Source organism: Thalassospira sp., assembly GCF_048059015.1.
In the GTDB taxonomy this organism is placed as follows: Bacteria; Pseudomonadota; Alphaproteobacteria; order Rhodospirillales; family Thalassospiraceae; genus Thalassospira.
In genome coordinates this window covers 30,001-55,795 of sequence record NZ_JBLLNT010000010.1, presented here as the reverse complement: position 1 = coordinate 55,795, position 25,795 = coordinate 30,001, and the positions used below count along the sequence as shown (strand labels likewise).

The window sequence follows — 25,795 nt, the reverse complement described above, 5'->3', positions numbered from 1 at the left end:
GACTGTGCCAATCATGCCCCACATGGTTAACGGACAGACATCGTTAGCCAATCGGGCGTCGATCACAGGGGTGCGGTGATCGACGCCCATGGTCGCTTACGCTTCGGACGTTGCTTCGCGTCCGGTTGCGCCAACACCACTTTCCTTGGTTTCCATGTAGTGCTTTTCGTCAATCGGACGGACCATCTTGTTGGCAATCAATGCGATCGCCAGAAGAGCCGCCATGGCATACATGGTGGTGTTATAAAGGCTTGAGGTCGGATCAACCGTACCTGCCGGGGCAATTTCCATCAGACGCCCGATGGTAACGGTTTTGGCCGCGACCAGCTGATCAAGCTGTTCAATGCCCGCACCGAATTTCGCCTGGAAGGCTGCCGGGTCGACCTTTGCTGCCAGATCCTTGATCGAGTTTGCGACCGAGGTCTGACGCAACTGAGTGATCGCCAACGGACCAAGCACACCAGCGGTACTCCAGGCCGTCAGAAGACGCCCATGGATACCACCGACATATTTGGTACCAAAGATATCCGCCAGATATGCCGGGATGGTCGCAAAGCCACCACCATACATCGTGAAGATGATCATGGTTGCGGCATAGAACATCACCAGATAGGTCACAGCCGGATTAATGCTGACCTGTTCTGCGGCAAACGGGATCGACAGATAAAGCGCAATGCCCAGAATGAAGAAGCAGTAATAGGTATTCTTGCGCCCGATATAATCCGACATGGATGCCCAGAAGAACCGGCCACACATGTTAAAGACCGAAATCATGAACACATAGGTCGCCGCAAAGGCGGAATTCACAACAAGCGGCAAGGTCGTACCAAAGATTTCCGACATCATGGTTTTGGCAACGCCAATCACCCCGATGCCTGCCGTCACGTTAAAGCACAGAACAATCCACAGCAGATAGAATTGCGGGGTTTTCAGTGCCTGATCGATATGGACGTTTTTCTGGGTGATCATGCGCTTGGACGCGGTATCCGCAGTCGGCGGCGTCCAGCCTTTTGGCAACCAGCCTTCGCGCGGAACGCGATAGGAGAACGCCGCAATCATCATGACGATGAAATAGACAACACCAAGCGTGAAGAAGGTCGAGGCCGCACCGGTATTACCCGTGCCTGCAATGTAAACGCCTTCTTCGATCGGAACCGGGGCGGATGCCACTTGTGCGGCACCAGCAACGACGACCTCAACCATCTGTCCGCCGACTTCGGCCATGCGCTTGCCACCTTCGGTAACAAGGTTCACGGCACTTTCCGGACCAAGATATTCAGGAACTTTATAGAATGCCGACAGCAGGCCTTCCTTGATCGGGGTTGCGATCATCGCACCACCGCCAAAGCCCATAATCGCCATGCCGGTCGCCATACCGCGCCGGTCCGGGAACCAGCGGATCAGGGTTGATACCGGTGAAACATAGCCAAGCCCAAGCCCGGCCCCGCCAAGCACGCCATAGCCAAGATAGACCAGCCACAATTGATGGGTCGCAATCCCGACCCCGCCAACGATGAAACCACCGCCCCAGCAGAACGCAGCAACCACGCCAACCATGCGCGGACCGACTTCTTCAAGCCACTTGCCGCCAAATGCCGCGGCCAAGCCCAGCACCACAATGGCGACCGAGAAAATCCAGACAACAGATTGCAGCCCCCAGTCACCGGAGCTTGCGGCAACCACACCGAATTCCTTGATCAATGGCGGATTAAAGATACTCCAGGCATAGACAGAGCCGATGCAAAGATGAATGGCGATGGATGCTGGTGGAACTTTCCAGCGATTGAAATCGTCGCCAGCGACGATGTGTTCTTTCTTTAGCTTGTCAAACATGACGTTGTTTCCTCCCGGTATTATGATTTTCTTGCCCTTCCCCGTCGCACTTTTTGGTCATGGTGCAGGGCAAACGCGGTTCGTTCCGGAATTCACAACGTGGCAATCATCGTGCCACAGCGTCACTTGCGAAGCTTTCTGTCACTTTTCAAAAGTAAAAGGCGATATTGCAGCGCACGCGCATGGACAAAATGTCCAACCATGAAATGCACGCAAAACGCGCATATGGACAAAATGTCCACTCGCATTTGCAGCATTTATGAGCGGATTTGCAGGGGTATTTTAATCGGCTTCGGGAAGCCAGATGGTGAATTCAGTGCCTTCACCGGGCGTACTTTTCACATCCATAAAGCCACCTTGGCGATCAATCAGTGTCTTGGTAATGGATAGACCAAGACCAGTCCCTTCGCGGCGTTTTGTCGTATAGAACGGGTCGAAAATGCGATCGAGAACATCCTTTTCCATGCCCGTTCCCGTGTCATGGACGGTTATCAGCACACCGGGCTTTTCATCGCGCACATCATCAACATCAATCAGGGTCAAGGTCCCCTGATCAGGCATGGCGTGAAGTGCATTGACCATCAGATTGACCAGAACCTGCTGAAGCTCTGTACGGTTCATCAGGATCAGTCGGGTCGATTTATGATCGCGGATGACCTTAATGTCAGCCCGCCCCAGCAAGTGAGCAACAAGGGGCATGCAATCCTCGATCACTTCGGCAACGCTGTGGCGCTCGACGAAACCTGCATATTCCTCTGGCTTGGCGAATTGCAGAAGTTTGGTGACGATCAGATTGATGCGATTGACCTGTTCGTCAATCAGGCGGAATTCGGTTTCACCCAGATAGGCATGCTCGCCCAACAGATCACGCAACACATCAAGATTGCCCTGAAGGACGGCGACGGGATTGTTGATCTCATGCGCGACACCCGCTGTGATTTCACCAATCGCAGCAAGCTTTTCGGACATGATCAATTGGCGGGTGGTTTCTTCAAGCGCGCGGTTGGCTTCGCGCAATTCACTGGTGCGGGCATCAACACGGGCATTAAGCTGATCATTCCAGGCGCGCAGGCGCTTATCACGTTCTTGCACCTGATCGAGAAGATCATCGAGATGATCGGCCACCAGCGTGATTTCATCCTGTACCCGATCAATATTAGTGCGTGCGGAATAATCCCCGCTTTCGACACGCGCGATGGTATTGGTCATTTTCTCAAGCGGTTTGAAAATACCTCGCGCCCAACGCAGAAACAGCGGAACCGAGAGGATGGCGACAAACAGGAAAGCACCGATCAGGATCAAAAGGCTTTCATATTTCGTCTGGGCAAACGGGGCCTCAAGAAACCCGACATACAGCATGCCAACCCGTTTGCCATAACTGTCAGTGATCGGCTCATAGGCCGAGATATACCAGTCATTGACGACAAAGGCGCGATCAAGCCAGACCTCTCCATCCTCCAAAACCTTTTTGCGCACGATGCTTGAAACACGCGTGCCAAGTGCTCGGCGATCGGCAAACAGACGGACATTGGTGCTCACACGCACATCATCCAGAAACAGGGTCGCCGTACCCTGGCTTCCTTCGGGCAGGCTGCTTTGGCGATAGACCAGATCGTTGATGGTATCGATGAAACCCAAATTCTGGTTTAGCAGGATACCACCAACCAGGGCGACGGTTTCACCTGATGGCAATGCGACATGGCTTGCCGAATGCACCACCATGCCCCGTGTTTCGCGGTCGCGTGTTGTGGGCACGGCATTGGGTGTTTCGATCAACTCAAGCTGCGCACGTTCGGCCAGATCCGACGAAATGGCGGCAAGATCGGTATTGCTAAAGATATCGATGCTGGTGGAGGATTTCCCGGCCAGCGCACTTGCAATGACGGGCCAATCGCCATCACGATGCGCCCCTTGGACATGGTTTTCACCATCGGACAGATACAGGAAATCAAGACCCAGTGCCTGTTGACGCGCATCAAGCAACTTGTTCAACGCTGCCGTATCATTCGCCGCCAAGATATCCTGAAGCGCTACTGATTGACCAAGTGCGTCAAGCTGCTCGCCTGTGTTTTCAAGGATATGGGTGAAATATTGATGGGCGATTGTCAGATCACCACTGACCTTTGATGTCAGAAGTGCGTCAAACTTGCTGTTCCAGCGCACCATCATGACGCCCAGCAATAAAGGCAGGATGACCAAAGTGGGCAGCAACGCGATCGCGAGTAATTTGAACCGAACAGATCGGGTGCGCTTGGGTTTATCGACGAGTGATCGCGAAAATAGCGTCATTCCTGATCCCAGCTGGCGCACTTACGATCAATCGTTTTGCGCGATACACCAAGACGCCTTGCGGCCTCGTTCCGGTTGCCTCCGGTTTTATCAAGCATCGCCAGGATGTGGCGACGCTCCATCTCATCAAGGGTTTCGTCACCATCAGTCTGCGCCGCCACCTCCGCCTCGGCATCCCGGAATTCGTTCGGGAACCGGCCAAGGATTAGCGTGCGCTCGATCAGGTTCCGCAACTCGCGCACATTGCCGGGCCAGTCATAGCGCGTTAGCCCGGCCCGAACGGCGGCGTCCATAGGGACTTCACGCACGCCAAGCTGCTTGGAAAGCTTGGTCATGAACAGGGTCGCAAGCTCAAGCACATCATCCCCGCGCTCACAAAGTGGGGGCATTTCGATATGCATGACATTGATGCGATAAAACAAATCGGCGCGGAAACGCCCGGCTTCGACCTCGGTCTCAAGATCGGCATTGGTGGCAAAGATAAAGCGCAGGTCGACGGGTGCTTCACGCTCCGAGCCCACCGGGCGGATACGGCGACTTTCAATCGCGCGCAGAAGTTTACTTTGGGTGGCAAGCGACAATTCACCGACTTCATCAAGAAAAAGTGTACCGCCTTGCGCATGCATGAAAAGACCATCGCGTGCAGACTGTGCGCCGGTAAAGGCGCCTTTGACATGGCCAAACAGCTCGGCCTCAATCATTTCCGACGGAATGGCCGCGCAATTGATCGGTACAAACGGCTTTTCCGCACGAGCAGAAAGCGAATGCAACGAACGCGCCGTGACTTCCTTACCTGTCCCGCTTTGCCCGGAAATCAGGATTGAGGTCGGAAGTGGGGCGACCCGGGCAATGGTTTCGCGGATTTCCTGAATTTGCGCAGAATAACCAATCAGCTTGTCACGCAACAAAACATGATCAGACGTCGCACGCAACTCATGGCGCAAAACATGGTTTTCACGCCGCAATCGCATACGATCCAGACAACGCGCAACGGCGTTCAAAATCTGGTTGGAGCGAAATGGTTTCAGGACAAAGTCAACAGCACCGGCACGCAATGCCTTGATCGCGGTATCCAGATCCGCATACGCCGTCATCAGGATCGCGTCAGAGAAAAAGCCGATCTCACGCTGCTCGGTTAGCCACTCGACCCCGCTTTTGCCCGGCATAATGTTATCAAGGATGACGACGTCAAAGTGGTGCTTATCAAGAAGGGCTGTGGCCTCCTCACAATCAGCCGCTTCCTCCACCCGCTTGGCGCGGGGGCCCAACGTGCGCACCAAAAAGTTCCGCATGCCCGGCTCATCATCGACAACAAGGATCGACGCCTTTTCCAGCCACGGCCCGAATTCAGGACCAAGACCGGAATAACCAACGTCATTACCAACGGCAGGCGCATCCCCATCGGACGCCCCCAAAACGGTCGATCTCATGATGTTCCTCCGCAGAAACTTATTTTTTGTTTTTTAAAAGCTTAGTTCAGCGGCGATGGAAAAGCAAAACTGTTGGTACATTGCCTTTTGCACAAACAACAAAGAGCAGCCAAAAGCTGCTCTCTGGTCTCGGTCTCTTGATCTGGCTTCAAACTCAAACCGGAATAACCGCCGTACCTTCGATCTCAAGCAGGGCTTCATCTTCGACAAGGGCGCTGACCACCACCATGGTCATGGCCGGGAAGTTTTTGCCAAGGACGGCGCGGTATGCCTGGCCAACTTCGCGTTGTTTGGCGAGGTATTCCTGTTTGTCGGTGACATACCAGGTCAGGCGCGTGAGGTATTCGGGTTTGCCGCCAGCCGCTTCAAGAACGGCGGCAATGTTTTTAAGCGCCTGTTCCATCTGGCCAACGAAATCCTTGGCTTCAAACACCTGATCTGCGTTCCAGCCAATCTGACCGCCGATATAAAGCGTTGCACCTTGTGCCAACACACCGTTTGCGTATCCCTTGGGCTCTTTCCATCCGTCTGGCTGAACGATTTTATGCATTTTTTTCTACCACTTGATTGATTTCTTTTTCGATTTTGGCACGCAAATCATCTGGCCATGCCACTGACTTTCCGGCCCCTTTTTTCGTAAAGACCAGCGTTACTGTTGTTTTCAGGCGTTGCTCGTCACCTGCAAAGGCCGCAATTTCAAGCTCAAGGCTCGACCGGCCGATACGTATTGGCTTGAGGCGGAATTCCAGCTGATCGCCAAGCATGCTTGGTGCGGTAAATGCGATCGAAAGCCCGGCCGTCGGCACGGCTGCCTGCATCGGACCATGCATGGTCGGAAAGCCACAGCCGATCACCACATCAAACCACTCTTCGACCGTGGCATTCACCATCTCGAAATAGCGGGGGTAAAAAACAATCCCCGCCGGATCGCAATGTTGAAACAGGACCTTTTGGTGGTAAGTGAACACCGCCATATCAGACCCCCAGATACCGATCAGCCAACTCTTCGGTCAGCTCATCTACCTTACCGGTCCAGGCAGTCACACCCTTCTCGACCACCACATAGCGGTCAGCTACGCCCGAAAGCTCCTTAAGCGACTTGTCCACAACAAGGATCGTCAAACCAGATTGCTTGAGCTGATTGATCGCAGCCCAGATTTCCTGACGCACAACCGGCGCCAACCCCTCTGTCGCTTCATCAAGGATCAACAAACGCGGATTGGTCATAAGCGCCCGGCCAATGGCCAGCATCTGTTGTTCACCACCCGAAAGGGTCATGGCCTTCTGATCACGGCGCTCGGCCAATCGCGGGAACAAACCCGCGACCCGGTCAAAATCCCATTCACCAGGACGCGCTGCCGCGATCAGGTTTTCAGTCACACTAAGGCGCGCAAAACATCTACGTCCTTCCGGCACCAGACCAAGGCCAAGGCGCGCTGCCTTGTGCGATCGCATTTTTGCCAGATCCTGACCGGCAAAGCGGATGGAACCATCGCGATGTTCCATCATGCGACAAATGGTCTTGATCGTCGTGGTCTTGCCCATGCCGTTACGGCCCATAAGCGCCACCGCTTCGCCTTCATTGAGCGAAAGATCAATTCCAAACAGGGCCTGTGATGCACCGTAAAACGCCGTCACGCCACTAAGTTCGAGAAGTGCAGTCATATCAGGCTTCCTCCCCGAGATAGGCACGTTTGACATCTTCGTTGCCGCGAATTTCATCAACCGTACCGGTCGCAATCACCCGGCCATAAACGAGGACTGAAATACGATCCGCCAAGGCAAAGACCGCGTCCATGTCGTGTTCGACCAAAAGGATCGGTGCTTGTGCCCGCAATCCATCAAGGAACCCGGTCAGACGTTTGGATCCCTCCGGTCCCATTCCGGCCATCGGCTCATCAAGAAGAAACGCCTTTGGCTCAAGCGCAAGGGCGACTGCCATTTCAAGCTGACGCCGTTCACCGTGTGAAATGTCGGCCGCACGCATCTGCGCACGATCGGCAAGCCCGACCCGTTCAAGCTGTGCCATTGCCGGTTCCACCAGTGACGCATCACCAAGAACCGGACGGAAGAAGCGGAATACCTTGCCGCTGACAGATTGCCGGGCCAGCATGACGTTCTGAAGGACCGAGAATTCAGGCATCAGCGATGACACCTGAAACGTTCTGGCAAGGCCCATGCGTGACCGGGCAACGGCATCAAGGCCATTGATATGCTGGCCATTGAAATGAATGTCGCCGCTGTCCGATGTGATCTCGCCCGCGATCTGTTTGATCAGGGTTGATTTGCCTGCACCGTTCGGACCGATCAGGGCATGGATTTCACCGGGCATAAGATCAAGCGTCACATTGTCACTGGCCAGAAGCGATCCGAACTGCTTGGTGACATTTGAAAGGGAAAGAATGGCATCAGGCATGTTTACGCTCCCCCGCCAATACACCAACAAGACCACCGCGCGCGAACAGAACAACAATCAGCAACAACACGCCAAGCGGCAATTGCCAAAACTCCCACACACTGCCCAACAGATGTTCGAGAATGATGTAAAGCGCAGCACCTGCAAGCGGACCAAATAAACGTCCAACACCGCCGAGGATGACAAACACCATGATCTCGCCAGACATATGCCAAGACAGCATCGTCGGGCTGACGAAACGGTTGAGATCGGCATAAAGCGCACCGGCAAGGGCCGTGATCATCGCCGAGATGACAAACGCCACCAGACGAATGCGAAACGGCGCAATACCAACGGCTGTCATACGCTGCGGGTTTTGACGCGCCCCTTGAAGGGCCAAGCCAAAGCGCGAGCGGATCAGAACAGCCGAAAAGATCATGGCAATGCCCAGCATCACCGCACAAAGTGCAAAGAAACTGATCGGATCAAGGGTATTGATCCCCGGGAAGCCGTTGCGAACATAGATCGAAAGCCCGTCTTCTCCGCCATATGCCGGCCAGGAAATCGCGAAGTAATAGATCATCTGCGCAAAAGCCAGTGTGATCATAATGAAATAGACACCACTGGTCCGAAGCGTGATCGCACCGATCGCCAGTGCCACAAGACCCGACACCATCAAGGCAACAATCCAGATAGCAATCATCTGCGTCGTGCCTTCGATCAGGAACGGGCTTTCCATGATCGGTTCGTAATTCAGGGCATGGCTGGCAAGGATACCGGCAGCATAACCCCCAATTCCAAAGAACGCAGCATGGCCAAAGGACACAAGCCCGCCATACCCAAGCACAAGGTTAAGCCCCACGCCGGCCATCGCAAGGATCGCGACCTTGGTGGCAAGGGTAATGATAAAGGGTTCATCCATGCCAAGTGCGATGAGCGGCACAGCCACCAGCGCAATGGCCAGAACAATATTGATAAGTGTTTCGCGGTTCATGGTCATATCAGGCTTCCGTCCCGAACAAACCGCTTGGACGCAGGAACAAAACCAACGCCATCACGATATAAATCAACATGGATGCAAGTGCCGATCCGATCGCGGTCGCGCTGGACGGATCTAGGAAAGTTGCAAATGCATGCGGCAGAAGAAATCGGCCCATCGTGTCGGTAAAACCAACCAGAAGCGATCCAACAAGGGCACCTTTGATCGATCCGATCCCGCCGATCACAATCACGACGAAGGCCAGGATCAAAACAGGCTCGCCCATACCAACCTGAACCGATTGGGTGGTACCGACAAACGCACCGGCAAGGCCTGCCAATGCAGCACCAAGCGCAAATACCATGGTGTAAAGGCGATCAATATCGACACCAAGGGCAGCAATCATGCCGCGGTCGGCTTCACCGGCTCGAATGCGGATACCAAGGCGGGTCTTGCCAATCAAAAGGAACAAGCCTGCCGCCACTAAAAGACCGGCAATAATGATTGCCAGGCGGAAGAGCGGATATTCGAACGATCCACCTAAAACAACCGTTCCGGTCAGGAAATCAGGGACGCTCAGGAACAGCGGGAAGGATCCGAAAATCCAGCGCGTGCCTTCGGAAAAAATCAAAATAAGTGCAAAAGTCGCCAGAACCTGATCAAGGTGATCGCGGTTATAAAGACGGCGAATAATCAACATTTCGACCAGCGCTCCGGCAAGTGCCGCCGCCATCAGGCTGGCAACAAGGCCAAGCCAGAATGAACCCGTCCATGCCGCAACTGCCGCACAGGCAAATGCACCGACCATATAGAGCGAGCCATGGGCCAGGTTAATCAGCCCCATCACACCGAAAACAAGCGTCAGTCCCGATGCCATCAAAAACAGCATCACACCAGACTGAAGGCCGTTTAACAGCTGCTCCAGAAAAAGAGAGAACATTATTGGAAACTCCGTCACAAGGTAGTCAGGGGCCGAACAGAATTCGGAACGGCCCCCGGCTGCTTGTCAGCTCGTGATTACATCGAGCATTCGGACGCATATGCGTCAGAGTGGTCAGTCAAAGCCGTTCCGACAATTTTGTTGGTCAGAACGTCGCCTTCTTTCACGACTTCACGAACATAGAGATCCTGGATCGGATGCTGGTTCGGGCCAAAGATGAATTTGCCGCGGACCGAATTAAAGTCTGCGGAACGCAGTGCATCAAGGAATGCATCCTTGTCCGAAATGTTGGCCTTACCCATTGCCGAAAGCAGAAGGTTGGCCGTATCGAAACCAAACGACGCGTAAAGCGACGGCAAACGGCCATATTCCGCCTGGAAGGTTTCAACGAATGCCGCATTGGTCGGATTGTCGATGTCTTTGGACCAGTTCGAGGTGTTTTTCACACCAAGTGCAGCATCACCAACGGCACCAAGAATGCCCTGATCCATCGAGAATGCCGGACCGATCAGCGGAATATCAACACCGGACTGTGCGTACTGCTTCATGAACGCGATGCCCATGCCACCCGGCAGGAAGAAGAAGACGCTGTCCGCACCCGATGCACGGATCTGTGCGATTTCGGCGGCATAGTCGGTCTGACCAAGCTTGGTGTAAACTTCTTCAGCGATGTCACCAAGGAAGAAGCGTTTGAAACCGGTCAGGGAGTCCTTACCAGCCGGATAGTTCGGTGCGAGGATGAAGGCGTTTTTGTAACCGGCACTCGACGCATAACCACCGGCTGCTTCATGCAGGTTGTCATTCTGATAGGAAACGCTGAAATAGTTCTTGTTGCAGCCCTTGCCAGCAAGCTGGGACGGTGCGGCGTTTACCGACAGATAGATCTTGTCTTGCGCTACTGCAGACGGAACCACAGCCATGGCAAGGTTCGACCAGATGATACCGGTCAGAACATCAACTTTTTCCTGCTGGATCATTTTATCAGCCAGCTGAACAGCAACGTCCGGCTTGCGCTGATCGTCTTCGATCACCACTTCGAGTTCCGGGTTGTTTGCCTGTTTGACAGCAAGCATAAAGCCGTCACGTGCATCAATACCCAGACCGGCACCACCGCCCGAAAGCGTTGTGATCATGCCAACCTTGACCGGTTCAGCCTGCGCTGCACCAGCTGCAAACAATGCAGCAACCGCTGCAATCGTTGTCTTCATACCCTTCATTAAAGCCTCCGTGTTTATACATTTGTTCGTTTAGCAACACGTTGATCCCACGACTTTTTATTCATTTTTCGTCGCGGTTTTAACGAACCTGATGCCTGCCCCTGATCTTGCAGTATTTGCATCACGTCCGTCTATCCTCAAAGCGTGGTTCTTACCCGCCAGAGTTCCGGAAACAGTTCTACTTCCAGCATTTTTTTAAGGTAGCTCACTCCACCTGTCCCCCCGGTCCCGCGTTTGAAACCAATAACGCGTTCGACCGTGGTGACGTGGTTAAAGCGCCAACGACGGAAATAGTCCTCAAAATCGACCAACTTTTCAGCCAGCTCATAGAGCGACCAGTGCTTTGCCGGGTCGCTGTAAACCTTGTGCCACGCTGCAATCACCGCATCATCGGGTGTGTAGGGCGCCGAAACATCCCGGTTCAGTACATGATCGGGAAGTTCGAGCCCCTCGCCCGCCAAAAGATGCAAGGCCTCGTCATACAGGCTTGGCGTTGCAAGTTCGGCCTTCAGCATCTCGGTGATGTCTTCACGGTGGGCATGCGGGCGCAACATTGCGTGATTGCGGTTGCCCAACATGAATTCGATCTGACGATACTGATAGGACTGGAACCCCGATGACGGGCCAAGCGCATCGCGGAACGTGGTGTAGTCACTTGGCGTCATGGTGCGCAGAACATCCCACGCATTATTAAGCTGCTCGAAAATTCGCGACACACGGGCCAGCATTTTAAATGCCGGACGCAGATCTCCATTATGGATCGCACGACGTGCCGCACCGATTTCCCGGATCGCAAGCTTCATCCAAAGTTCGGATGTCTGATGCTGAATGATGAAAAGCAACTCATCATGGGCATTGGATTGCGGATGCTGGGCGGTCAGGATCGCATCAAGCGACAGATAATCCCCATAGGACATCTGATCGGAGAAGTCCGTGCGTGCGCCCTCAGAGCTTGGATCATATGGTGTGGTTTGCTTTGCCATGATCAGGTCACCGCATTGCGTTTGTGGAATTCCGGCTTGTCCCAAGCACGGGTTTCCATGATTTCAGCAAGGATTTTCACCGCCCCATCTAAATCGCCATTGTCGATATAAAGCGGGGTAAAGCCAAAGCGGATCACGTCCGGAGCACGGAAGTCACCAATCACACCACGTGCGATCAAGGCCTGCATCACGGCGTAACCCTGATCAAACTTGAACGACACCTGCGAACCACGTTCTTCAGGATTGCGCGGGCTTGCCAGCTCCAACATCGGGCAGTTTGCTTCAACACCGGCAATAAACTGTTCGCAAAGCTCGATACTGCGTCTACGGATATCGGCCATTTCAACGCCGTCCCACGCCTTCATCGCTTCTTCAAGGACCGTCATCTGAATAACCGGCGGGGTACCAACACGCATGCGCGATACATCGGGTGCCGGGGTATATTCGCGGTCAAAGGCAAACGGTGCCGCATGGCCAAGCCAGCCTGAAAGTGCCGGACGGACGGTTTTGGCATGATCGGGACGGACATAGATGAATGCTGGCGCGCCCGGTCCACCATTGAGGTACTTGTACGTGCAACCGACTGCAAAATCGGCATTGCAACCAGCAAGATCAACCGGAACCGCACCCGCAGAATGGGCCAGATCCCAAATCACGATCGCACCCGCCGCATGGGCAAGATCGGTGATGCGTTTCATGTCATGCATGCGGCCCGTGCGATAATCCACCTGGGTCAGCATCAAAACAGCAAGATCTTCGTTGATCAGGCTTTCGACATCTTCCGGGTTTGGTGTTTTAAGGACATGACCTTTATCTAGGCTTTTGATCAGGCCATCGGCCATATAAAGGTCCGTCGGGAAGTTGCCGTTATCAGAAACAACAACCTTGCGATCCGGGCGCATTTCAAGCGCACTTGCCAAGGCCTGATAAACCTTGATCGACAGGGTATCGCCCATAACCACAGTACCGGGTGCCGCCCCGATCAAACGCGCGACAAGATTGCCGACACGTTCGGGTTGCTCCATCCATTTGGCGTCATTCCAGCCCCGGATCAGCATTTCCCCCCATTCGTCTTCGATCATCGACTTGGCACGGTTTGCAGCCGTTTTCGGCAACATGCCAAGCGAGTTCCCATCAAGGTAAATCACACCTTTCGGGATATGGAATAGGGATTTGGTGGCGGCAAAGTCGGTCATGCAGACATTTCCTGTTTCAGTCTGAAGCGCTGGATTTTCCCAGTCGCGGTTTTTGGCAGTGTCTCGATAAAGACGATGGAACGCGGGTATTTAAACGGCGCGATCGTCGCTTTTACATGATCCTGAAGCGCTTTGGCCATCTCGGGCGTCGGATGATATTCGGCTGCCAGAACAACATGGGCCTGAACGATCGTGCCACGTTCTTCATCTGGTGCGCCGATGACAGCACATTCAGCAACCGCGGCATGGGACAGAAGGGCTGCTTCAACCTCGGGACCGGCGATGTTGTAGCCAGACGAAACGATCATATCGTCGTTACGGGCAGCAAAATGATAGTAGCCGTTCTCATCCACAAAGAACGCGTCCCCCGTAAGGTTCCAGCCATCGCGCACATAAACACCCTGACGGACATCATCAAGATAACGACATCCCGTCGGCCCACGCACGGCCAGACGCCCTACAGTTCCGACCGGAACTTCTTTCATATCGTTATCAACGATCTTGGCTTCGTAACCCGTGACAGGACGGCCCGTGCAGGCCGGGTGGCTGTCGCCAAAACGGTTGGAGATAAAGATATGCAGCATCTCGGTCGCGCCAATACCATCAAGCATCGGCTTGCCGGTTTTTACCATCCATGCTTCGTAAACTGGGGCTGGCAGGGTTTCACCCGCCGAAACCGCAGCACGCAGTGATGACAGATCAGCCCCATCTTCCATCGCCGACAACATCACGCGATAGGCAGTTGGTGCGGTAAAGCAAACGGTCGCCTTATAGGTTTCGATGATCTCGATCATGTTGGGCGGCGATGCCTTTTCAAGCAAGGTCGCCGTCGCCCCGAAGCGAAGCGGGAAGATCGCAAGACCACCAAGCCCAAAAGTAAAGGCAAGCGGCGGGGAGCCGACAAAGACGTCGTCAGGCGTGACGTTCAGCACTTCCTTGGCATAGCCATCGGCAATGATCAGAAGATCACGGTGGAAATGCATGGTGGCCTTTGGGCTTCCGGTCGTGCCGGACGTAAAACCAAGCAAAGCAACATCATCGCGACCGGTTTTAACTGCCTCAAACTTGACCGACTTGGTCAGGGCAATGCGATCAAGCTCGGCGTCATGATTGGCTGTGCCATCAAAACCGATCACCTTTTTTAAGAACTTACTGTCCTTGGCGCAGGCCACCAGCTCATCCATCAGGCGCGTATCACACAGCGCAAACTCGATCTCGGCCTTATCAACAATCTGGGAAAGCTCACCAGCTCGCAGCATCGGCATGGTATTGACCACAACCGCGCCCGCCTTGGTCGCCGCCAACCAGCAAGCCACCATGGCCGGGTTGTTGGCCGAACGGATCATCACACGGTTGCCCGGCTTAACGCCGTAATCCTCGACCAGCGCATGGGCGATGCGATTGGTCCAGTCAGCCAGTTCCTTATAGGTACGCTGGCGACCATTGCCGATCAGGGCGGTGTTATCACCAAATCCCTGTTCGACCATCTTGTCGGTCAGTTCGACCCCGGCATTCAGATATTCGGGATAGGCAAATCCATCCAGATTGAATTCCGGCCATTCTGCAAACGGGGGAAGCTTGTCCCGTGTGAAGCTATCGGTATGTGCGGTTGGTCCGAGCATTGTGAAGTCCCTGATACAGCCATTATTGCGCCAGCGTTTGCCGTGCGATGATTATTTTCTGGACGTCGGATGCGCCTTCATAAATGCGAAGGGCGCGGATTTCCCGGTACAGCGTTTCAACGATGTGCCCGCTGCGCACACCATCGCCGCCATGAATTTGCACCGCCTTATCAATGACGGTTTGTGCATGATCGGTGGAATAAAGTTTGGCCATTGCCGCTTCGCGACTGACCCGTGCAGCACCGCTGTCTTTCAGCCATGCCGCGCGATAGACCAGAAGGGCCGATGCATCGATATCAAGCGCCATGTCGGCCACATGCCCCTGCACCATCTGAAGATCAAACAGTGGTGCACCAAACAATTGGCGGTCCTGAACACGTGTGATGGTTTCATCAAGGGCACGTCGCGCAAAACCAAGGGCGGCGGCAGCAACAGTCGATCGGAACACATCCAAAACCGACATCGCGATCTTGAACCCGTCCCCGCCCTTGCCCATCAAGCTTGATGCCGGAATACGGCAATCAGTGAATTTAAGCCGTGCCAATGGATGGGGGGCGATGGTGTGAAGACGCTCAGCAACCTCAAATCCCGGAAGGTCTTTAGGGACGATAAATGCCGACAGGCCCTTTGCACCCGGTGCTTCGCCGGTACGCGCAAACAGACAATAGAAATCTGCAATCCCGCCGTTTGAGATCCAGGTTTTCTCTCCATTCAGGATAAAGTCACCGCCGTCGCGCTTTGCTTCTAGCGCGATATTGGCAACATCGGATCCCGATTGCGGTTCAGTCAGTGCGAAGGCGGCAATTGCCTTGCCACTACGAACCTTTGGCAGCCATTCGGATTTCTGCGCCTCCGAGCCAAACAGCGAAATCGCCCCGCTGCCCAAGCCCTGCATGGCAAAGGCGAAATCAGCCAAACCATCATAACGCGCAAGCGTTTCGCGGATCAGACAAAGCGATCTGACATCAAGCTTTGAGCTGGCATCATCCGGATCAACGGCCGCATTGCGCAGCCAGCCACCATCGGCCAGACGGCTGACCAGATCGCGACAGGCAGCATCGACATTTTCATGATCAATGCCATCAAGGTTGGCACTGGCCCATGCATCAAGCTTTACCGCCAACTCACGATGACGATCTTCAAAAAACGGCCAGGCGAGGTAGGATGTATCAGCCATCAGTTACCCTCAAATACCGGTTTTTCCTTGGCAACGAATGCCTTGTAGGCACGATTGAAATCTTCGGTCTGCATGCAGATCGCCTGAGCCTGTGCTTCGGCCTCGATCGCCTGTTCGATCGACATATTCCATTCCTGGGCCAACATGGTTTTGGTCATCATGTGCCCAAAGTTCGGACCACGGGAAATGCGGGTGGCGAGCTCGATGGCTTCGGCTTCAAGAACGTCCGGCTCAACAAGGCGGTTATAGAACCCCCAACGCTCACCTTCGTCTGCCGACATGGCGCGACCGGTATAAAGAAGCTCGGCTGCACGGCCTTGACCGATGATGCGCGGCAGGATCGCGCACGCCCCCATGTCACATCCGGCAAGACCAACACGGGTAAACAGGAAGGCTGTTTTGGAAGCTTCGGTTGCCAGACGCAAGTCGGATGCCATGGCAATGATTGCCCCCGCACCCACGCAAACACCATCCACAGCAGCAATCACGGGCTTGCCACAGCCAATGATCGCCTTGACCAGATCACCGGTCATGCGGGTGAATTCCAGAAGTCCCTTCATGTCCTTGTCGATCAGCGGACCGATAATGTCATGCACATCGCCGCCAGAGCAGAAATTGCCCCCGTTTGATCCAAACACGACCGCCTTGATGTCATCGGCATAGACCAGATCGCGGAAGGTATCGCGAAGCTCGGCATAGCTATCAAAGGTCAGCGGGTTTTTGCGATCCGGACGGTCCAATGAAATGACCGCAACGTCGCCTTCCATGCGCCAGTTGAAATGGGTTGGCTTGATGTTGGCCATCTTAGTCATGGTGGGGCGCCTCGTTATGGTGGGAAATGGTACGCAAAATTCGGATCAATGCATCCGCATCGCCCGATGACAGATCGGAAAACAGATCCGAAACCCAGCTTTCATGGACAAGTGCGCGTTCGGCAAAGTCCTTTTCACCGGCTTCGGTCAGGCGCACGATGGATGCACGGCGGTCATTTTCGACCGGCAGACGGACGACAAGCCCCTCGGCTACCAGCCGATCAACAATGCCGGTGACATTGCCGTTTGATACCATCAGTGATTTGGAAAGCTCGCTCATGCGCATGCCATCACGTTCGCGATAAAGGGCCGCCAGAACATCAAACCGCGGCAAGGTCGATCCGAACTCAACACGCATCTTTTCGCGAAGTTCCCCTTCGATCTTGCGCGATACTTTCAGGATCTGAAGCCATGCACGCAAACGCGCCTTGGAAAGATCAGACGTTTCATTTTCCATATGCTCGGGCAGTCCTTCGGACTTGTTCATATTCATACTTCTCCTCCCGAAACGGAAATCGTCTGTCCGGTAATGGATGCCGCATTCGGGCTGCAAAGCCACAGAACGGTATCGGCCACTTCGCTTGGCTGAATGAAACGGTTCTGCGGATTGATTTTGGCAAGGCTTGCGCGCGCGGCATCTGTGCTCATGCCGGTTTTCGCAACGATGTTTTCAACTGATTTTTCAAGCATCGGCGTTTCCATAAAGCCCGGGCAAACCGCATTGACCGTGATCGGACAATTGGCAAGCTCGGCGGCCATTCCCTTGATCAGGCCAACAACACCATGCTTGGCTGCGCAATAGGCCGTGACATAGGCATAGCCCTTAAGCCCGGCAGTTGATGCAATGGAAATCAGACGTCCCGGTTTGGATTTATCCATCACGGCCAGTCCTTCGCGGAACGTCAAAAACGTGCCGGTCAGATTGACATCCATCGTGCGTTGCCAAAGCTCGACCGAGGTTTTGCCAATCGGCGCACTTTCGGCCATGCCGGCATTGGCAATCACCAAATCCGGTGCACCGACCTCATCGACCATTTTGGCATACATCGCGCGCACCGATGCTTCATCGGCTACATCTGCTGTGATTGCCGTGATATTGGCGTGCTGTGCAACCTCGGCCAGCATTTCGGCGCGACGGCCAGAAACAACGACCTTTACCCCGGCATCGGCCAGCATGCGGGCCATAACGGCCCCCACCCCGGAACCGCCGCCGGTGATCAATGCACATTTCACGGCAAGATCAGACATGGTTGATTACACCTTTCCGGTCATGGTTTCGGCACGCTCGGCAAGGCGCCACATCTGATCACGGCCTGCATAATAAGGGGCTGGCCAATTTTGCGTGCGATTGCCAAGGCCTGCTGCCTGATGCAGCGTCCAATACGGGTTCGCCAAATGCGGGCGCGCAAGGCAAACAAGATCAGCGCGACCGGCCATCAGGATTGAGTTGGCATGATCGGCCTCATAGATATTGCCAACCGCCATGGTCGCCATATTTGCTTCGTTGCGAATACGGTCAGAGAACGGCGTTTGGAACATACGGCCATAAACCGGGCGGGCATCCTTGGTCGTCTGCCCAGCAGAAACGTCACAGATATCGACATCATTGGCCTGAAGTATGCGGGCGATTTCAACTGCCTCTTCGGGGGTTACACCGGCATCACCGACCCAGTCATTGGCCGAAATACGCACCGACATCGGCTTGTTCGCAGGCCACACTGCACGCACTGCATTGATGACCTCAAGCGGATAACGCATGCGGTTTTCAAGCGACCCGCCATACTCATCATCGCGGATATTGCTGACCGGGCTAATGAAGGATGACAGAAGATAACCGTGCGCGGCATGGACTTCGATCATGTCAAAGCCCGCACGATCAGCCATTTTGGCAGATGCCACAAACTGATCACGCACCATATCCATGTCATCGCGCGTCATTGCCTTTGGCACTGCATTGCGATCCGACCATGCAATCGCCGATGCGGACAAAAGCGGCCAATTGCCATCGGGCAATGGTGCATCCATTTCATCCCAACCAAGCTGGGTCGAACCCTTGCGCCCGGAATGACCAATCTGCATGCAGACCTTGGCATCGGTTTCAGCGTGAATGAAATCCGTGATGCGTTTCCAGGCCTGTTCGTGGCTGCCATCATAAATTCCCGGGCAACCTGGCGTGATGCGCCCTTCGGGTGACACACAGGTCATCTCGGTATAAACAAGCCCCGCGCCACCCTTGGCACGTTCGGCATAATGCACCAGATGCCAGTCGGTCGGGCTGCCATCAACCGCCTTGTACTGCGCCATCGGCGAGACAACGATACGGTTTTTAAGCTCCATATCACGCAGCTTGAACGGGACGAACATCGGATGGCGTACAGGCTCGGCTGCTGGGAGCCCGGCACTCTGCTGGAACCAGCGTTCTGCCCCCTCAAGCCATTTGGCATCGCGCACACGCAGGTTTTCGTGGCTGATGCGCTGTGATCGGGTCAGAAGCGAATAGGTAAACTGGGTCGGATCGAAATCGAAGTAACGCTCGATCTCTTCGAACCATTCCATCGAGTTGCGCGCAGCCGATTGCAGGCGCAGAACTTCAAGACGGCGTTCGTCTTCGTATTTGCCAAAGGCGGACGGAAGGTCGCTTTCGGAATGAAGGTAATTGGCCAGCGCAATCGCACTTTCAAGTGCAAGCTTGGTGCCCGACCCGATGGAGAAATGCGCAGTTGCCGCCGCATCGCCCATCAGAACGATGTTTTCATGTGACCAGCTTTTGCACAGAACGCGCGGGAAGCTCAACCATGCCGATCCGCGGATATGATGCGCATTACTGATCAGGTCATGACCGCCCAGATGATCCTTGAAGATTTCCTCGCAGGTCGCGATCGACTCTTCCTTGGACATCTCGCCAAAGCCGAATGCATCCCAGGTTTCTTGTGAACATTCGACGATGAAAGTCGCTGTTTCATCATCAAACTGATAGGCATGCGCCCAAACCCAACCCTTGTCGGTTTCTTCAAAGATAAAGGTAAAGGCGTCATCAAACTTCTGATGCGTTCCCAACCAGACAAACTTGCATTTGCGGGTATCGATATCAGGCTGGAACTGATCGGCAAACTCGGTACGGGTTCTGGAATTCAATCCATCACAGGCAACGACAAGGTCATAGGCCTTGGCATAATGTGCGGCACTTTCGGCCTCGGTCTCAAAACGCAGCTCAACACCCAATTCACGAGCGCGCTGCTGCAGCAGGATCAGAAGTTTTTTGCGACCAATGCCACAGAAACCATGACCGGTCGAAATCGTCTTCTCACCGCGATACTGAACCGCGACATCATCCCAATAGGAAAAGTTGGCACGAATGGCTTCAGCACTTTTGGTGTCGTTCTCCGCCAGATTGGTCAGAGTCTCGTCTGACAGAACAACACCCCAGCCAAATGTGTCATCAGGCTTGTTGCGTTCGATCACGACAACTTCGTGCGCCGGATCGCGCAATTTCATCGATATTGCAAAATAAAGTCCCGCAGGACCGCCACCCAGACAAGCTACTCTCACCAGCTTTTCCCTTCCTGATTTGTTTGGTTGTTTCGGGAAACTGATAAAACGGTACGCCTCGTTTTATTTTATTTCAAGCACAAATATTTTAAGTTTGAAATATCTGTGAATTTACCTAGAATTTCGCCTATAAACAATATGCGCCCGACGATCACATCACGGGCCACCACACAGATTTGCAGGGAAAGCCGCCATGATTACAGACTGGGATGATGCTTACGCCAATGGCGATTATATTGCCGAAGCCGCCACGTACCCGGCCATGTGGGCAGAGCAATCCGCCAAGTTTCGCGAAGAACTCCTAAGCAATAATCGCGCGGAACTTGATATTGCCTATGGCGATGCTCCGCGTGAAAAATACGATTTGTTCCTGCCAACCGGCACGCCCAAGGGGCTGGTTGTGTTTGTTCATGGCGGCTATTGGAAGGCGTTTGATAAAGCAAGCTGGTCGCATCTGGCCAATGGCGCGGTCACCAAAGGATGGGCTGTTTGCCTGCCAAGCTATACCCTCGCCCCGGAAGCCCGCCTGTCGCACATCACCCGTCAGGTTGCAGCGGCCATCAACCATGTCGCAGCCCGAATTTCCGGCCCGATACATCTGACCGGACATTCGGCTGGCGGACATTTGGCCAGCCGTATGGTCAGCAACAGCTCGCCCCTGTCCCCATCCGTTTTGGCGCGCGTTGAAAACACGGTTTCGATATCAGGCCTGCATGATCTGCGCCCGCTCCTGAAAACATCGATGAATGATGTGCTGGGACTGGATGATGACGAAACCTGCGTTGAAAGTGCTGCCCTTCTGCACCCGACTATGCCTTGCTCGATCACCTGCTGGGTTGGTGCGGATGAGCGCCCCGAATTTATCCGCCAGAACGATCTTCTGGCCAATATCTGGACCGGTCTTGGCGCTTCCACGCGCGCGGTTCATGCACCTGATAAACACCATTTCAATGTCATTGCCGATCTGGCCGATCCGGAATCCGATCTGACCGCCTGCTTGCTAACCCCGATCAGCGCGGAGGACATTTAACATGACCGCCGTTACTGTTGGCTATGAAGGCGACATTGCCTTCATCACGATTGATAACCCACCGATCAATGCCACCAGCCATGTGGTTCGTGCGGGACTTGTCGATGCACTTGATCAAATCGATGGTAAAGATGGGGTGCGTGCCGCCATCCTGATTTGCGATGGGAAAACCTTTATTGCCGGTGCCGATGTTACGGAGTTTGGCCAACCGCCAAAGGACCCGATCTTGCCGGACGTGATCAAACGTCTTGAAGCTTGTACCAAACCAATCATCGCGACCATTCATGGCCACGCCCTTGGTGGCGGACTTGAGGTTGCCCTGGGCTGTCACTACCGCGTCGCCGATGCATCAGCCAAACTGGGCCTGCCGGAAGTCAATCTTGGCCTGATCCCGGGCGCCGGTGGCACAGTCCGACTACCCCGCCTTGTTCCGGTTACAGATGCCATCGACATGATCACTGGTGGCAAACCGATCACAAGTGCCAAGGCCAATGAAATCGGCCTGATTGATGCCATCACGCACGGTCCGCTCCGAGATGCTGCCCTTGATTTTGCCAAGACCATTGTAGATTGCGAACTTCCCGAACCATTGACCAAACGCGCACCCGTTAATGTGCCAAGCTCAGATGAATGGGATGCACTCAACGCTGCGACAACGAAAAAAGCCCGCGGTCAAACTGCACCTATTGCCGCCCTCAATGCAGTCCGCACCGGCGTCGAACAGGGGGCGGACGCAGGCCTTGCACATGAACGCGAAACATTCGTTACTCTTCGCGACAGTGATCAATCCAAGGCCTTACGTCATATCTTTTTTGCCGAACGCGCTGTTGCCAAACTGCCGGAACTTGATGGCGTAAAGCCAAACAAGCTCTCCGAGATCGGCGTCATCGGCGGCGGCATCATGGGTGCGGGGATTGCAACAGCCTCCCTGCTTGCTGGCTTTAATGTCACCATCATTGAACGTGATGAAGCAGCCTGCGCAAATGGTCGGGCAACCGTTGAAAAACACCTGACAGGCAGCCTCAAACGCGGTCTGATCAGTCAGGATAAGTTTGACGCCCTGATGACGGCCGTTTCGACCAGCACCGACTACGCGGATCTAGGCAATGCCGATCTGGTGGTTGAAGCCGTCTTCGAAGACATGGCCGTCAAGCATGACGTCTTTGGCAAGCTGTCCCTTCACTGCAAGGCCGATGCAGTTCTCGCCTCAAACACATCCTATCTCGACATCAACGAAATCGCTGCACGCTGCATTAATCCGGGTCGAGTAATCGGCCTTCATTTCTTCTCGCCTGCCCATATTATGAAGCTGCTTGAAGTCGTCCGCACGGCCAAGGCCGACGCCAAAAGTCTTGCAACCGCCTTTGCCTTTGGCCGTGCGCTAGGCAAGATTGCGGTCCCATGCGGCGTTTGCGACGGATTTATCGGAAACCGTATCATGTCGGCTTATCGCAAGCAGTGTGAATACATGCTCGAAGACGGCGCGCTCCCCCATCAGATCGATGTCGCCATGGTCGAATTCGGCTTCCCGATGGGGCTCTTTGCCATGCAGGACATGGCAGGCCTTGAAATTTCCTGGGCAACCCGCAAACGCCTCGCCCCGTTCCGCGATCCAGCAGAACGCTACGTGGCACTTGGCGATTATCTCTGTGAAATGGGCCGCTTTGGCAAAAAGAACGGCCTCGGATGGTATCGCTACGACGAAAACGGCAAAGCCCAACGTGACCCCGAAGTCGATGCACTCATAGTCGCAAAATCAGAGAAGAAGGGCATCACACGGAGAAGTTTCACCCATATTGAGATCACCGAAACTATTCTCTCTGCAATGCGCAATGAGGGCGAAAAAATCCTCTCGGAAGGCATCGCAAACAGCCCAGATGCCATCGATGTTGTCATGGTCAACGGCTATGGCTTCCCCCGCCACAAGGGCGGCCCGATGTTTTTGACGGCAAAAGATTGATTTGGTTGCGAGGGCAGGATTTATCTACGCGCTCTGCGCTTCGCTGAACCGGCGCAAAGCGATGCTTTGCTTGGTTTGAACAATCGGTTCAAGTCCACCTACCCCACCTACCAGACATTAAAAAAGCCCGCCCATTTGGGCGAGCTTATTTAATGTTGGTTGCGGGGGCAGGATTTGAACCTGCGACCTTCAGGTTATGAGCCTGACGAGCTACCGGGCTGCTCCACCCCGCGTCAGTGGTCTGTTTTGGCTTTGCGGGCCATTTAAACAGATAACGCCGCGTCATGTTTGAAGCGGCGTTTGATGTTTGGTTGAGTATAGGGAATATGAGTTGCTGTGTTTAGAAGGCCCGGCGGTGACCTACTCTCCCGTGCCTTAAGACAAAGTACCATCGGCGCAGGCTGGTTTCACTTCTGAGTTCGGGATGGGATCAGGTGGTTCCCGGCCGCTATGGCCACCGGGCCGTCAAAACACAGCGAAGAGATCGGATATTTCGTAAGATCGTGAACTATTGTTGGTGCGTATTGTATTGGTCTTGCTGATTTTACCGCTGCGCAAGTCATATTGCAGGACAGTAGCAAGAGGGATCAATCAAGCCGATCGATCAATTAGTACTGGTTAGCTTCACACATTGCTGCGCTTCCACACCCAGCCTATCAACCTGGTGGTCTTCCAGGGATCTGATAGGGATACCTAGTCTTGAAGGGGGCTTCCCGCTTAGATGCTTTCAGCGGTTATCCCTTCCGCACTTAGCTACCCGGCGATGCTCCTGGCGGAACAACCGGTACACCAGAGGTGCGTCCATCCCGGTCCTCTCGTACTAGGGACAGCTCTTCTCAAGTATCCTACGCCCACGGCAGATAGGGACCGAACTGTCTCACGACGTTCTAAACCCAGCTCACGTACCACTTTAATTGGCGAACAGCCAAACCCTTGGGACCTGCTCCAGCCCCAGGATGTGATGAGCCGACATCGAGGTGCCAAACACTCCCGTCGATGTGGACTCTTGGGGAGTATCAGCCTGTTATCCCCGGCGTACCTTTTATCCGTTGAGCGATGGCCCTTCCACGCGGGACCACCGGATCACTATGACCGACTTTCGTCTCTGCTCGACTTGTCAGTCTCGCAGTCAGGCAGGCTTTTGCCATTGCACTCTTAAGCTGATGTCCGACCAGCCTGAGCCTACCATCGCGCGCCTCCGTTACTCTTTGGGAGGCGACCGCCCCAGTCAAACTACCCGCCATGCAGGGTCCCGGATCCGGATAACGGACCTCGGTTAGATATCAGGAAGCAAAAGGGTGGTATCTCAAAGGTGGCTCCACCACGGCTGGCGCCATGGCTTCAAAGCCTCCCACCTATTCTGCACATTCACATCCTGATACCACTGCAAAGCTGTAGTAAAGGTGCACGGGGTCTTTCCGTCTGACCGCGGGTACTCCGCATCTTCACGGAGAATTCAATTTCGCTGAGTTGGTGTTGGAGACAGTGGGGAAGTCGTTACGCCATTCGTGCAGGTCGGAACTTACCCGACAAGGAATTTCGCTACCTTAGGACCGTTATAGTTACGGCCGCCGTTTACCGGGGCTTCAATTCAATGCTTGCACATCTCCTCTTAACCTTCCGGCACCGGGCAGGCGTCAGACCCTATACGTCGTCTTGCGACTTCGCAGAGCCCTGTGTTTTTAGTAAACAGTCGCCACCCCCTAGTCTGTGCCCCCACCGTAAAGTTGCCTTCACGGTGGGCCCCCTTCTCCCGAAGTTACGGGGGCAATTTGCCGAGTTCCTTCAACACCATTCTCTCAAGCGCCTTGGTATATTCAACCTGCCCACCTGTGTCGGTTTGGGGTACGGTCCATATGTGAGAGTTATTTCCTGGACCTCCTTGGCAGCTTCTCCAATCCAATAAGGAAAAACTACTTCCAGAGGCCGTCACTTCTCACGGGTACAGGAATATTAACCTGTTTCCCATCGACTACGCATTTCTGCCTCGTCTTAGGGGCCGACTCACCCTGCGCGGATTGGCCTTGCGCAGGAACCCTTGGGCTTTCGGCGAGGGAGGTTCTCACTCCCTTTATCGCTACTCATGTCAGCATTCTCGCTTCCGATACCTCCAGCATGCCTTACGGCACACCTTCACAGGCTTACGGAACGCTCCGCTACCACTTGTCAAAGACAAGTCCGCAGTTTCGGTGTGTGGCTTGAGCCCCGGTACATCTTCGGCGCGGGACAGCTTATTTAGACCAGTGAGCTGTTACGCTTTCTTTAAACGATGGCTGCTTCTAAGCCAACGTCCTGGTTGTCTTGGCCGTCCTACATCCTTTCCCACTTAGCCACAACTTTGGGACCTTAACTGGCGGTCTGGGCTGTTTCCCTCTCGACCACG

The 25,795-nt window shown here is 54.3% G+C and carries 20 protein-coding genes, 1 tRNA gene and 2 rRNA genes (1 of these 23 cut by a window edge); 2 read left to right on the top strand and 21 right to left on the bottom strand.

Translation table 11 applies throughout. The features are described from left to right. Positions 1–96: 96 nt before the first annotated feature. The 18 genes from ACMZ66_RS14160 to ACMZ66_RS14075 all read right to left on the bottom strand — a co-directional run bounded on the left by ACMZ66_RS14160 (position 97) and on the right by ACMZ66_RS14075 (position 20,422). A complete protein-coding gene (locus ACMZ66_RS14160; protein ID WP_416937962.1) occupies positions 97–1,833 on the bottom strand; it encodes an OFA family MFS transporter in 1,737 nt (578 codons plus the stop codon). Between the two features lie 282 nt (positions 1,834–2,115). Continuing rightward, on the bottom strand, positions 2,116–4,122 hold the full coding sequence (locus tag ACMZ66_RS14155; RefSeq protein ID WP_416937960.1) for a cache domain-containing protein: 2,007 nt from the start codon (positions 4,120–4,122) through the stop codon (positions 2,116–2,118). After that, positions 4,119–5,552, bottom strand: a complete 1,434-nt coding sequence (locus ACMZ66_RS14150; RefSeq protein WP_416937959.1) for a sigma-54-dependent transcriptional regulator — start codon at positions 5,550–5,552, stop codon at positions 4,119–4,121. The genes ACMZ66_RS14155 and ACMZ66_RS14150 overlap by 4 nt, the downstream gene beginning before the upstream one ends. Positions 5,553–5,706: 154 nt before the next feature. Beyond that, positions 5,707–6,102, bottom strand: coding sequence for a RidA family protein (locus tag ACMZ66_RS14145; protein WP_416937958.1), 396 nt, complete (start codon positions 6,100–6,102; stop codon positions 5,707–5,709). Further along, the gene (locus tag ACMZ66_RS14140; protein ID WP_416937956.1) at positions 6,095–6,526 is read right to left on the bottom strand and encodes an acyl-CoA thioesterase; all 432 of its coding nucleotides are present in this window, start codon (positions 6,524–6,526) and stop codon (positions 6,095–6,097) included. The genes ACMZ66_RS14145 and ACMZ66_RS14140 overlap by 8 nt, the downstream gene beginning before the upstream one ends. A 1-nt stretch (position 6,527) precedes the next feature. Next, positions 6,528–7,217, bottom strand: coding sequence for an ABC transporter ATP-binding protein (locus ACMZ66_RS14135; RefSeq protein ID WP_416937954.1), 690 nt, complete (start codon positions 7,215–7,217; stop codon positions 6,528–6,530). 1 nt (position 7,218) lies between these two features. Beyond that, positions 7,219–7,968, bottom strand: coding sequence for an ABC transporter ATP-binding protein (locus ACMZ66_RS14130; RefSeq protein WP_416937952.1), 750 nt, complete (start codon positions 7,966–7,968; stop codon positions 7,219–7,221). After that, a complete protein-coding gene (locus ACMZ66_RS14125; RefSeq protein WP_416937950.1) occupies positions 7,961–8,947 on the bottom strand; it encodes a branched-chain amino acid ABC transporter permease in 987 nt (328 codons plus the stop codon). Before ACMZ66_RS14125 ends, ACMZ66_RS14130 begins: the two co-directional genes overlap by 8 nt. 1 nt (position 8,948) lies before the next feature. Then, the gene (locus ACMZ66_RS14120) at positions 8,949–9,866 is read right to left on the bottom strand and encodes a branched-chain amino acid ABC transporter permease (RefSeq protein WP_416937949.1); all 918 of its coding nucleotides are present in this window, start codon (positions 9,864–9,866) and stop codon (positions 8,949–8,951) included. Between the two features lie 77 nt (positions 9,867–9,943). After that, positions 9,944–11,083: an ABC transporter substrate-binding protein gene (locus ACMZ66_RS14115; RefSeq protein ID WP_416937947.1), complete on the bottom strand. Its 1,140-nt coding sequence runs from the start codon at positions 11,081–11,083 to the stop codon at positions 9,944–9,946. Between the two features lie 137 nt (positions 11,084–11,220). After that, entirely contained in the window at positions 11,221–12,066 is an 846-nt protein-coding gene (kynA, locus tag ACMZ66_RS14110; protein WP_416937945.1) for a tryptophan 2,3-dioxygenase, read from the bottom strand. A 2-nt stretch (positions 12,067–12,068) separates the two neighbouring features. Further along, positions 12,069–13,262 carry a kynureninase gene (kynU, locus tag ACMZ66_RS14105; protein ID WP_416937944.1) on the bottom strand — a complete coding sequence of 398 codons (1,194 nt, stop codon included), beginning with the start codon at positions 13,260–13,262 and terminating at the stop codon, positions 12,069–12,071. Beyond that, positions 13,259–14,884: an AMP-binding protein gene (locus tag ACMZ66_RS14100; RefSeq protein WP_416937942.1), complete on the bottom strand. Its 1,626-nt coding sequence runs from the start codon at positions 14,882–14,884 to the stop codon at positions 13,259–13,261. The genes kynU and ACMZ66_RS14100 overlap by 4 nt, the downstream gene beginning before the upstream one ends. 22 nt (positions 14,885–14,906) lie before the next feature. Then, positions 14,907–16,061 (bottom strand): acyl-CoA dehydrogenase family protein, encoded by a 1,155-nt coding sequence (locus tag ACMZ66_RS14095; RefSeq protein ID WP_416937940.1) that lies wholly within the window; start codon positions 16,059–16,061, stop codon positions 14,907–14,909. After that, positions 16,061–16,873 (bottom strand): enoyl-CoA hydratase family protein, encoded by an 813-nt coding sequence (locus ACMZ66_RS14090; RefSeq protein ID WP_416937938.1) that lies wholly within the window; start codon positions 16,871–16,873, stop codon positions 16,061–16,063. Before ACMZ66_RS14090 ends, ACMZ66_RS14095 begins: the two co-directional genes overlap by 1 nt. Next, positions 16,866–17,360, bottom strand: coding sequence for a MarR family winged helix-turn-helix transcriptional regulator (locus tag ACMZ66_RS14085; RefSeq protein WP_416937937.1), 495 nt, complete (start codon positions 17,358–17,360; stop codon positions 16,866–16,868). Before ACMZ66_RS14085 ends, ACMZ66_RS14090 begins: the two co-directional genes overlap by 8 nt. Before the next feature lie 2 nt (positions 17,361–17,362). Then, a complete protein-coding gene (locus ACMZ66_RS14080; protein ID WP_416937935.1) occupies positions 17,363–18,121 on the bottom strand; it encodes an SDR family NAD(P)-dependent oxidoreductase in 759 nt (252 codons plus the stop codon). 6 nt (positions 18,122–18,127) lie between these two features. Continuing rightward, positions 18,128–20,422, bottom strand: coding sequence for a bifunctional salicylyl-CoA 5-hydroxylase/oxidoreductase (locus tag ACMZ66_RS14075; protein ID WP_416937933.1), 2,295 nt, complete (start codon positions 20,420–20,422; stop codon positions 18,128–18,130). A 193-nt stretch (positions 20,423–20,615) separates the two neighbouring features. Here ACMZ66_RS14075 and ACMZ66_RS14070 point away from each other — a divergent pair, with 193 nt between their 5' ends. Both ACMZ66_RS14070 and ACMZ66_RS14065 read left to right on the top strand, forming a co-directional pair. Then, positions 20,616–21,452 (top strand): alpha/beta hydrolase, encoded by an 837-nt coding sequence (locus ACMZ66_RS14070; RefSeq protein WP_416937931.1) that lies wholly within the window; start codon positions 20,616–20,618, stop codon positions 21,450–21,452. A gap of 1 nt (position 21,453) precedes the next feature. Next, the gene (locus tag ACMZ66_RS14065) at positions 21,454–23,412 is read left to right on the top strand and encodes a 3-hydroxyacyl-CoA dehydrogenase NAD-binding domain-containing protein (RefSeq protein WP_416937929.1); all 1,959 of its coding nucleotides are present in this window, start codon (positions 21,454–21,456) and stop codon (positions 23,410–23,412) included. A gap of 156 nt (positions 23,413–23,568) precedes the next feature. Here the strand turns inward: ACMZ66_RS14065 and ACMZ66_RS14060 are convergent. The 3 genes from ACMZ66_RS14060 to ACMZ66_RS14050 all read right to left on the bottom strand — a co-directional run. Next, positions 23,569–23,645 (bottom strand) — tRNA-Met (locus ACMZ66_RS14060). Between the two features lie 114 nt (positions 23,646–23,759). Beyond that, positions 23,760–23,874: ribosomal RNA gene (rrf, locus tag ACMZ66_RS14055) — 5S ribosomal RNA — on the bottom strand. A 125-nt stretch (positions 23,875–23,999) separates the two neighbouring features. Beyond that, positions 24,000–25,795: ribosomal RNA gene (locus tag ACMZ66_RS14050) — 23S ribosomal RNA — on the bottom strand (it continues 949 nt past the right edge of the window).

What these genes read in the sequence shown, in the direction of transcription:
- ACMZ66_RS14160 (WP_416937962.1), bottom strand. Translation starts at nt 1,833, where the DNA reads ATGTTTGACAAGCTAAAGAAAGAACACATCGTCGCTGGCGACGATTTC.
- ACMZ66_RS14155 (WP_416937960.1), bottom strand. Translation starts at nt 4,122, where the DNA reads ATGACGCTATTTTCGCGATCACTCGTCGATAAACCCAAGCGCACCCGA.
- ACMZ66_RS14150 (WP_416937959.1), bottom strand. Translation starts at nt 5,552, where the DNA reads ATGAGATCGACCGTTTTGGGGGCGTCCGATGGGGATGCGCCTGCCGTT.
- ACMZ66_RS14145 (WP_416937958.1), bottom strand. Translation starts at nt 6,102, where the DNA reads ATGCATAAAATCGTTCAGCCAGACGGATGGAAAGAGCCCAAGGGATAC.
- ACMZ66_RS14140 (WP_416937956.1), bottom strand. Translation starts at nt 6,526, where the DNA reads ATGGCGGTGTTCACTTACCACCAAAAGGTCCTGTTTCAACATTGCGAT.
- ACMZ66_RS14135 (WP_416937954.1), bottom strand. Translation starts at nt 7,217, where the DNA reads ATGACTGCACTTCTCGAACTTAGTGGCGTGACGGCGTTTTACGGTGCA.
- ACMZ66_RS14130 (WP_416937952.1), bottom strand. Translation starts at nt 7,968, where the DNA reads ATGCCTGATGCCATTCTTTCCCTTTCAAATGTCACCAAGCAGTTCGGA.
- ACMZ66_RS14125 (WP_416937950.1), bottom strand. Translation starts at nt 8,947, where the DNA reads ATGACCATGAACCGCGAAACACTTATCAATATTGTTCTGGCCATTGCG.
- ACMZ66_RS14120 (WP_416937949.1), bottom strand. Translation starts at nt 9,866, where the DNA reads ATGTTCTCTCTTTTTCTGGAGCAGCTGTTAAACGGCCTTCAGTCTGGT.
- ACMZ66_RS14115 (WP_416937947.1), bottom strand. Translation starts at nt 11,083, where the DNA reads ATGAAGGGTATGAAGACAACGATTGCAGCGGTTGCTGCATTGTTTGCA.
- kynA (WP_416937945.1), bottom strand. Translation starts at nt 12,066, where the DNA reads ATGGCAAAGCAAACCACACCATATGATCCAAGCTCTGAGGGCGCACGC.
- kynU (WP_416937944.1), bottom strand. Translation starts at nt 13,262, where the DNA reads ATGACCGACTTTGCCGCCACCAAATCCCTATTCCATATCCCGAAAGGT.
- ACMZ66_RS14100 (WP_416937942.1), bottom strand. Translation starts at nt 14,884, where the DNA reads ATGCTCGGACCAACCGCACATACCGATAGCTTCACACGGGACAAGCTT.
- ACMZ66_RS14095 (WP_416937940.1), bottom strand. Translation starts at nt 16,061, where the DNA reads ATGGCTGATACATCCTACCTCGCCTGGCCGTTTTTTGAAGATCGTCAT.
- ACMZ66_RS14090 (WP_416937938.1), bottom strand. Translation starts at nt 16,873, where the DNA reads ATGACTAAGATGGCCAACATCAAGCCAACCCATTTCAACTGGCGCATG.
- ACMZ66_RS14085 (WP_416937937.1), bottom strand. Translation starts at nt 17,360, where the DNA reads ATGAACAAGTCCGAAGGACTGCCCGAGCATATGGAAAATGAAACGTCT.
- ACMZ66_RS14080 (WP_416937935.1), bottom strand. Translation starts at nt 18,121, where the DNA reads ATGTCTGATCTTGCCGTGAAATGTGCATTGATCACCGGCGGCGGTTCC.
- ACMZ66_RS14070 (WP_416937931.1), top strand. Translation starts at nt 20,616, where the DNA reads ATGATTACAGACTGGGATGATGCTTACGCCAATGGCGATTATATTGCC.
- ACMZ66_RS14065 (WP_416937929.1), top strand. Translation starts at nt 21,454, where the DNA reads ATGACCGCCGTTACTGTTGGCTATGAAGGCGACATTGCCTTCATCACG.